General features: G+C 59.8%; 9 protein-coding genes. 5 read left to right on the forward strand and 4 right to left on the reverse strand.

Features of this window, described 5'->3' with window-relative positions; all coding sequences use genetic code 11:
• Positions 1-585: 585 nt before the first annotated feature.
• Complete coding sequence (locus C9413_RS23840; protein WP_039845278.1) at positions 586-957, reverse strand: VOC family protein; 372 nt, start codon at positions 955-957, stop codon at positions 586-588.
• A 265-nt stretch (positions 958-1,222) separates the two neighbouring features.
• Between C9413_RS23840 and C9413_RS23845 the strand changes: the two genes are divergently transcribed.
• The 3 genes from C9413_RS23845 to ilvC all read left to right on the forward strand — a co-directional run bounded on the left by C9413_RS23845 (position 1,223) and on the right by ilvC (position 3,971).
• Positions 1,223-2,131 carry an AraC family transcriptional regulator gene (locus C9413_RS23845; RefSeq protein ID WP_039845277.1) on the forward strand — a complete coding sequence of 303 codons (909 nt, stop codon included), beginning with the start codon at positions 1,223-1,225 and terminating at the stop codon, positions 2,129-2,131.
• Between the two features lie 103 nt (positions 2,132-2,234).
• The gene (locus tag C9413_RS23850) at positions 2,235-2,900 is read left to right on the forward strand and encodes a TetR/AcrR family transcriptional regulator (protein WP_170250983.1); all 666 of its coding nucleotides are present in this window, start codon (positions 2,235-2,237) and stop codon (positions 2,898-2,900) included.
• Positions 2,901-2,951: 51 nt separating this feature from the next.
• The gene (gene ilvC / locus C9413_RS23855; RefSeq protein ID WP_022714456.1) at positions 2,952-3,971 is read left to right on the forward strand and encodes a ketol-acid reductoisomerase; all 1,020 of its coding nucleotides are present in this window, start codon (positions 2,952-2,954) and stop codon (positions 3,969-3,971) included.
• 55 nt (positions 3,972-4,026) lie between these two features.
• Here ilvC and C9413_RS23860 read toward each other — a convergent pair whose 3' ends face one another.
• Positions 4,027-4,599, reverse strand: coding sequence for a class I SAM-dependent methyltransferase (locus C9413_RS23860; protein WP_039845275.1), 573 nt, complete (start codon positions 4,597-4,599; stop codon positions 4,027-4,029).
• Positions 4,599-4,754 (reverse strand): PIN domain-containing protein, encoded by a 156-nt coding sequence (locus tag C9413_RS23865; protein ID WP_039845274.1) that lies wholly within the window; start codon positions 4,752-4,754, stop codon positions 4,599-4,601. Before C9413_RS23865 ends, C9413_RS23860 begins: the two co-directional genes overlap by 1 nt.
• 146 nt (positions 4,755-4,900) lie before the next feature.
• On the opposite strand from C9413_RS23865, the gene C9413_RS23870 reads away from it, so the two are divergent.
• The gene (locus C9413_RS23870; RefSeq protein WP_039845273.1) at positions 4,901-6,121 is read left to right on the forward strand and encodes a PLP-dependent aminotransferase family protein; all 1,221 of its coding nucleotides are present in this window, start codon (positions 4,901-4,903) and stop codon (positions 6,119-6,121) included.
• Positions 6,122-6,143: 22 nt separating this feature from the next.
• Here C9413_RS23870 and C9413_RS23875 read toward each other — a convergent pair whose 3' ends face one another.
• The gene (locus C9413_RS23875; RefSeq protein WP_170250984.1) at positions 6,144-7,202 is read right to left on the reverse strand and encodes an aldo/keto reductase; all 1,059 of its coding nucleotides are present in this window, start codon (positions 7,200-7,202) and stop codon (positions 6,144-6,146) included.
• Between the two features lie 174 nt (positions 7,203-7,376).
• Here C9413_RS23875 and C9413_RS23880 point away from each other — a divergent pair.
• A partial coding sequence (locus tag C9413_RS23880) for an extracellular solute-binding protein (RefSeq protein WP_170250985.1) occupies positions 7,377-7,877 on the forward strand: 501 nt, incomplete at its 3' end.

Consider the following 7,877-nt stretch of genomic DNA (forward strand, 5'->3'; position numbering starts at 1 on the left):
TCATGCGGTTCACGGCGGTCAAAGGGGAAGTGCGCCTGCGGTTTTGACGCGTCAGTGGCGGCATAGCCTTTTGCAATAGCCATCTGAATCTTCCTTTGATTTGAGGAATTGGACGGCCGGACGATGCATCGAAACTGCTAAGAGGCGTTAGAGCAATCCTGCGAGCTTTTTGCACGATCCTGCAAATCCGTTACCGCCAGCAAATGCTATTGGCGGAAGTCCGCAGCTTCGGCGCTGTCATTCAGGTGTGCTGCGCCGTGCTAAAGGATGATGATTAGCGGAACCAGCGGGACCGACGCGTTTCCACGACCGACTGGCTGTGGTGCTCTTCCCCTCGACCGTTTCTTGAACCGGCCTGAGGAGAGTTAGCAACCTTTGAGTTGTTGCCTCATCCAGCAGCCCGCGTCTCAGCCGATCAGCTGCCCTTGTCGGCGGTGCACTCGTGGCACGCCGCAATCGCTCTTCACAGACGAAAATGCAGCCGTATCGAGCGACTAGCGTCTCCAATTCGAAGGCTGCTTTCGCGCTCAGGGTTCACCTGACCTGTCAGGATAATCCGGCCAGTTCAGAGTCAAATGTTCCTCTTCAGCTCTGTGGCTCGCCAATTTCTATTGCGTGCCCATCCGGATCGTAGAAACGGAAGACCCTCTGTCCCCACGCTTGTTTTTCTACGGGGTGGATCAACTCCACATGCGGCGCGATCTTTTCAAAGGCGGCATCGACATCGCCATCTTCAAAATACAAGAGCCAGTTTCTTCGCCCATAGGATTGGGCTCCCTCACGCGTCCGGCGCCAGACCGTTTGTTCAAGCGATCGTCCCTCATGGATTGCAAAGCCGGTTTCGAAAAGGACGAAATTTCCGGCGTCCTCGATAATTTTCAGACCGAGCAGCTTGTTGTAGAATTCTTTCGACCGATCGATGTCGCGAACGAAAGGAATAGGATTGATAAAACGCATCTTTTCCTCTCGATAGGCTCAAATTCATTGCCGCAACGCACTGACCAAAGCGTGTTCCGCATGAGCTTTTGCAACTTGGCACAATAGGAGGTTTCGCGAATGCCGCAACGGCCGATCCTGACGCCGGGCTGTCCCAGCGGTCCATTTTCGCAGTGGCGGCCACTCGCTTCCTTCCTGAGACCTGATAATGCGACTTCGGGTTTGTAGGATGCTGCCGTGAAGCTTAGATAAGGTGGACCTGCGCCATCTCACAACGAGTTATCCCATGACATTGCCCTTCAACCCTTATCAGGAAATCTCGTCCATCGCGGCGCGCCATACATCCGGGGAGGGCGAGTTCGCGACGGCCATTGGCAACCTCTTCCTGAGCCGCCGTTCAAAGCCGGCGGGACCCTTTCACTCGGCCTACCGACCGTGCGTCGCCATGGTGCTGCAGGGCGCAAAGAGCGTCAGGCTCGGGACGGAAACGCTGAACTACGGCACCGGCGACTATCTTTTGACGTCACTTGACCTTCCGGTCGCGTGGCGCGTCACGGAGGCAAGCCCGGACGCGCCCCATCTGTGCTTTGCAATGGCGATCGATGCCGAAAGGGTTGCTGCGCTTCTGCGCCGCGTCGATATCCCGCGTCCAGCGGCGCACACCGAGGGGCTGCGGGGCATGGCGGTCAACGCCGCGCCGCCGGAACTGCTGGAGGCGGCCGTGCGGCTGGTGCGCCTGCTCGACCGTCCAAATGATATCGCTGCCATGGCACCGCTGATCGAGCAGGAAATCCTCTATCGCGTGCTGACCGGGCCCGTCGGCCCACACCTCTTGAACATTGCGCTCGCAGAAAGCCAGAGCAACAGGATTGCCCGCGCCGTGGGATGGCTCAGGGAAAATTATGCAAGACCCTTAAGGATTGAAGCGCTCGCCGAGCTTGTTGGCATGAGCGTCTCGTCGTTCCATCATCATTTCAAATCCGTCACCGCGCTGACGCCGGTGCAATTCCAGAAGCAGCTCCGCCTGCACGAGGCGCGTCGCTTGATGCTGATCGAGCGGCTGGATGCCGGAATGGCCGGGCATCGCGTCGGATATCAAAGCCCGTCGCAGTTCAGCCGGGAATACAGCCGTCTCTACGGCATCTCGCCTGCGCGCGACGTCGAGGCAGAGCGCTCGGCGACCGCTGCCGAATAGAGCGGCCGGCTGCAGTAAATTTTTGCTTCGTTCTCGCCCCCTCTTGACGGGCGAGAACGACTGCGCAATAAGCATCCACGAACCGTACCGTACGGTACGTATTTTGGGAGCGCATATCGTGTCTGTCGAAACCTTGGAGCCCAGCGAATTTTCGCCCCGTCAGAACGCCGTTCTGGAGCAGGCGCTGCAACTCCTTGTCGATGGCGGGGAGAAGGCGCTGACGACGTCGGGCGTCGCACGCGCTGCCAACTGCTCCAAGGAAAGCCTCTACAAATGGTTCGGTGACCGCGATGGCCTGCTGTCGGCGATGATTGCCTATCAGGCCAGCAAGGTGCGCACGTTCGAGCGCAACGGCGAACGGCTGACGGCGACGAGTCTGCATGACCATGTCGTCCTCTTCGCACGCGACCTGCTGGAGGTTCTGGCCGGCGATGTTTCGCTGGCGCTAAACAGGCTGGCGATCGGCCAGTCGCATCGCGACGGCTCGAAGCTCGGCAAGCTGCTTCTGGAGCGCGGCCGCCGCCAGATCGACCGCCGCGCCATGGCGCTGATCGATGCGGGGAAGCGGGCAGGGCTGCTGCGCTTTTATGATGCCGACGAGGCCTATCACACGCTTTACGGCCTGATCGTCTCTGACCTGCATGTGCGCATGCTGCTCGGCGAGCCAGGTCTCAAGGATACCGCGCGGCAGGCGGAGAAGGCGGTGACTGCTTTCCTCCGGCTCTACGGCACGGAGAAGGTTTTAGCGGAAATGCCGGCGCTGAGCTGAGTTCCGCTGTTTTACACATCAACACGACAAGCAAAAGGGAAGGAACTTCAAATGCGCGTCTATTACGATCGTGATGCCGATCTCAATCTCATCAAGTCCAAGAAGGTCGCCGTCATTGGCTACGGTTCGCAGGGCCGCGCCCACGCGCTGAACCTGAAGGACAGCGGCGCCGGCAATGTCGTCATCGCGCTCAAGGCTGGTTCGCCGACCGTCAAGAAGGCCGAAGCCGACGGCTTTAAGGTCATGACGGTTGCAGAAGCCGCCAAGTGGGCCGACCTGATGATGATGGCGACGCCTGATGAGCTGCAGGCCGACATCTACAAGTCGGAAATCGCTGCCAACATCCGCGACGGCGCCGCCATCGCTTTCGCACACGGCCTCAACGTCCACTTCGGCCTCATCGAGCCGAAGGCTTCTGTTGACGTCGTCATGATCGCGCCGAAGGGCCCGGGCCATACGGTTCGCGGCGAATACCAGAAGGGCGGCGGCGTTCCCTGCCTCGTTGCCGTTCACCAGAACGCGTCCGGCAATGCGCTTGAACTCGCTCTTTCCTACGCCTGCGGCGTCGGCGGCGGCCGTTCGGGCATCATCGAGACCAACTTCCGCGAAGAGTGCGAAACCGACCTCTTCGGCGAACAGGTCGTCCTATGCGGCGGTCTCGTCGAGCTCATCCGCGCTGGTTTCGAAACGCTGGTCGAAGCTGGCTACGCTCCGGAAATGGCGTATTTCGAGTGCCTGCACGAAGTGAAGCTGATCGTCGACCTGATCTATGAAGGCGGCATCGCCAACATGAACTACTCGATCTCGAACACGGCCGAGTGGGGCGAATATGTCACCGGCCCGCGCATCATCACCGAAGAAACCAAGGCCGAAATGAAGCGCGTCCTCAAAGACATCCAGACGGGCAAGTTCACGTCGGAGTGGATGCAGGAATACCGCGCCGGCGGCTCGCGCTTCAAGGGCATCCGTCGCGTCAACGACTCGCACCAGATCGAAGAAGTCGGCGCGAAGCTCCGCGGCATGATGCCGTGGATCGGCAAGAACAAGCTGGTCGACAAGAGCGTGAACTAAGCGTGTCTTGACTGCCGGAATTGGAAGGGCCGGGGCGGAAGCTCCGGCCCTTGCATTATTGTGCTCGCAGGTGAAGCCAGCGCGTCGGCTTGTTGTCGTAACCGCTACCATCGGCTTCATCGATGGTGATGTTCCGCCAGCCGCCGGCCATCAGCAATTCGGACAAACAGGCCGCGGAAAGGTAGTTGTAATACCGGCCGAAGCTATCGTGTCCCTCTGCCGTCCCCGCCTTGAAACTTGCATGGAGCGCGCCGCCATCCTTCAGCGCCTGGCGGATACGGGCTAGTACAGCGGGCAAGTCCTTTCGCGGCACATGCAGCAGGCTGGCCTCGGCCCAGATGCCGTCGAATTCGTCCTTGGCTTCCAACTCCTCGAAGCGCATCACCTTGACGGGCTTGCCGATCAGTTTTTCAGCTTGCTTGGCCAGTTCCACCGAGCCATCCGTCGCCATCACGTCGAAGCCTTTGGAGAGCATATAGGCACTATCTTGTCCACCGCCGCAGCCGAGTTCGAGGATGCGGGCGCCGGAAGGTAGGGCGGAGAGAAAGGCGTCGAGCCGCGCTGTCGGCAGCTCGCGGTTCCGCGAGGCATAGACCTCGGCATTTTCGTCATAGAATGAGGGTGTCATCAAGCTTTCTCGAAGTAGACGGTACGCTCCAAATCTTTGAAGCGAGCGTCCAGCGTTAAAATATCGGCATCGTGAAGCTCTGCCGTCGCATAGACGATAGCGTCGGCCATGGCCAACTTGTGAGAGGCCGAGAGGGCAGTCAAGATCCGCTCGATTTCCTTTGTCTCGCTATTCCTGTGCCTGCAGCTTTCGAATACAAGACCTGAAACTTGTCACCGTGACAAGAAAATAGGTCAGTATTATTGACATAAATGCCGCTGCGTGGTCTGGTTGCGGCTATAGAAAATATGAGGAAATGCCCATGTTGAATTGGGAGAATATGTTTGCGACGCGATCCTCGCGCATGCGTGCATCGGAAATCCGCGAGCTGCTGAAGCTTCTTGACCAGCCGGACATCATTTCGTTTGCCGGCGGAATTCCGGATCCGGCGCTGTTTCCCGACAAGGAATTCCAGGCGGCCTATGCCGATATTTTCAATAGTGCGGCAGTCAGCTCGGCGCTGCAGTATTCGGTGAGCGAAGGTTACAAGCCGCTGCGCGAATGGCTGGTGAAGCAGATGGCGGCGCTCGACATCTTTTGTGAGCTCGACAATGTCTTCATCGTTTCGGGTTCGCAGCAGGGCCTCGATTATCTTGGCAAGCTCTTCCTGTCGCCGAAGGATACGGCGCTCGTCGCCTGGCCGACCTATCTCGGCGCGTTGCAGGCCTTCAATGCATACGAGCCGTCTTACGATCAGTTGACGCCGAACGGCAACCGGACGCCGGATTCCTACCGCGCCACCGCCGCCCAGAACGGCGGCAAGGTGAAGTTCGCCTATCTCTCGGCGGACTTCTCGAACCCGACCGGCGAGACCGTCGATCGCGCGGGCCGTGAAAATGTACTCGAACTTGCGGAAGAACTCGATATCGCCGTTATCGAAGATGCCGCCTATCAGTCCCTGCGTTATGACGGCGAGCCTATCCCGCCAATCCTGGCGCTGGAGATCGCCAAGAAGCGGCATATCGACAACACGCGCACGATCTATTGCGGTAGCTTCTCGAAGACGCTTGCGCCCGGCCTTCGCGTCGGTTTCGTCGTCGCCAACGCGCCGGTTATCCGTAAGCTGGTGCTGATGAAGCAGGCCGCTGACCTGCATTCCTCGACGATCAACCAGATGGCGATCACGAAGGTCGCCGAGCGCGGCTTCGATGCGCAGGTCGCAAAGATCAAGGCGGCCTACAGCCACCGCCGCGACGCGATGCTGGCCGCACTTGCCAAGCATATGCCAGCCGGTATCACCTGGACGAAACCGGAAGGCGGCATGTTCATCTGGATCACGCTGCCGAAGGGCATGGACGGTGCGGCGCTGCTTGCAAAATCGATAGAGACCGCAAAGGTCGCCTTCGTTCCCGGCAGGGCCTTCTTTGCCGACGGCTCGGGTGAAAACACGATCCGCGTCAGTTTCTCCTGCGCCAACGACGTCATGATCGAGGAAGGCATCGGCCGCCTCGGCAAGTTGATCGCAAAGGAAATCGGCAGCTGAGCGCCGCCGATCCCTTAGAAGCCTATTTCTTCAGGTGCGGGGCGAACAATTCCATGTCCGCCTCACTCAGGCGGACGCTCGCCGTATTGAGCTGGTGCCAATAGGGATAGATGACCGGCGGCAGGCTGACGTCGTCGAGGCGCCTGCGCTCCTCCTCGGTCAGCTTCAGTTCGGCAGCGGCGAGGTTGTCCTTGAACGGCGCTTCGGTGCGTCCCCCGATGATGACGGAAGTCACGGCCTTTCGGCCGATCAGCCAGGCAAGCGCCACCTGCGCGGCCGATACACTGCGGCTCTCGGCGATCGCCACCAGCGTCTCGACGATATTCCAGAGGCGGTTTTCGTCGCGGATCGGTGGTTCGGTCCATCCGGCGAACTGACGGGTGCCTTCCGGTGCGGCCTGATTGCGGCGATGCTTGCCGGAGAGGAGACCACCTGCCAGCGGGCTCCAGACGAGAACCCCGAGCCCCTGATCGATGCTGACGGGCAGCAGCTCGTATTCGGCGTCGCGGGCTTCGAGCGTATAATGGATCTGCTGGCTGACGAAGCGCTGGCGCTTGTCCCTTTCGCTAATGCCGAGCGCCTTCATGATGTGCCAGCCTGAAAAGTTCGAGCAGCCGACATAGCGGACCTTGCCCTGGTGCACGAGCGTATCGAGGGCCTCCATGGTTTCTTCGAGCGGCGTCTGGCCGTCCCATTCGTGAAGCTGATAGAGATCGATGACATCGGTTTTCATGCGCTTGAGGCTTGCCTCGCAAGCCGCGATCAGGTGCTGGCGCGACGAGCCCGCATCGTTCGGGCCGTCGCCCATCGGGAAGCGCGCCTTAGTCGCGATCAGCACGCCGTTCTTGCGCTTGCCGCCAAGGACTTCGCCAAGAATTTCCTCCGAGACGCCGGCCGAATAGACATCGGCGGTGTCGATCAGGTTGACGCCCGCATCGAGGCACAGATCGACGAGGCGGCGGGCTTCGGAAACGCCGAGATCGCCGACCATCTTCGCCCAGCCCTTGCCGCCGAAGGTCATCGTGCCCATCGTCACGGTCGAAATCTTGAGGCCCGAGCGGCCAAGTAGGCGATATTCCATTGCTCATCTCCCAAATTCAAAATCAAAAAAAGAAACGCGGGTTAGAAAATAGCGGGGTACCGTCGTGGTCAAGTGCGGCTCGCGCCAGTATTCGCGGAGGCCCATGGCCGACTGTCACAATCATGTTATTCGGCCTCTCTATGGAACCGTCATGTTCATCATGAGGGAATTGCCATGAAAAAGGTCTCCATCTTTGCCGCATTGCTGGCTGCCGGTCTCGTTTCCGTTTCGGCTGAGGCTACCAATCTCGTGCTTTATACCAGCCAGCCGAACGAGGACGCGCAGGCGACGGTCGATGGCTTCATGGCCGCAAATCCGGACGTCAAGGTCGACTGGGTGCGCGACGGCACGCCGAAGATCATGGCGAAGTTGCAGGCCGAGATCGAAGCCGGCAACCCAGTTGCCGACGTGTTGCTGATCGCCGATACGGTGACGCTGGAGCGCCTCAAGGAGGCCGGCAAGCTGCTCGCCTACAAGTCGCCGGAAGCCGCAAGCTACGACGCCGCATTGTACGATGCTGACGGCCACTACTATTCCACGAAGCTGATCACCACCGGCATCATGTACAATACCTCGGCCTCGATGAAGCCGGCGAGCTGGAAGGATCTGACGAAACCCGAAGCCAAGGGCCTCCTTGCCATGCCGAGCCCGCTGACCTCGGGTGCCGCGCTCATC

The organism is Rhizobium sp. SEMIA 4085, from assembly GCF_013004495.1.
In the GTDB taxonomy this organism is placed as follows: Bacteria; Pseudomonadota; Alphaproteobacteria; order Rhizobiales; family Rhizobiaceae; genus Rhizobium; species Rhizobium gallicum.